The sequence below is a fragment of the uncultured Shewanella sp. genome, assembly GCF_947501665.1.
In the GTDB taxonomy this organism is placed as follows: Bacteria; Pseudomonadota; Gammaproteobacteria; order Enterobacterales; family Shewanellaceae; genus Shewanella.
In genome coordinates this window covers 1-364 of record NZ_CANMWS010000096.1, presented here as the reverse complement: position 1 = coordinate 364, position 364 = coordinate 1, and the positions used below count along the sequence as shown (strand labels likewise).

Here is a 364-nt window from a genome sequence, read left to right as displayed (position 1 = left end):
TAGCCGTAAACAACAAATTCAACTTGCTGAATATATAGAGCAAAGAATAGAAAACCCTCAAGTCGGTGGCCGATTAACAGGAACAGATATCCATCGATATATTCAATCTGAATTTGGAACAAATTATCATCCAGACTCTATCTACTATTTATTGAATCATATGGGGTTTTCATGGATAACCTCACGCTCTAAACATCCAAAACAATCTCTCGACGCTCAAGAAGCCTTTAAAAAAATTCTTAATAAAAACGATCGATAAGATCCCCGGACACCTTCCTTTGGATCGTGTCGATATTTGGTTTCAAGATGAAGCTCGCTTTGGTCAACAAAACACGACAACGAGGATCTGGGCCAGAAAAGGCAC

General features: G+C 38.7%; 1 protein-coding gene. It reads left to right on the top strand.

The features are described 5' to 3' along the window. Window positions 1-259: winged helix-turn-helix domain-containing protein (locus Q0976_RS24075; protein WP_299497402.1), on the top strand; the 259-nt coding region annotated here is incomplete at its 5' end. Window positions 260-364: the final 105 nt, after the last annotated feature.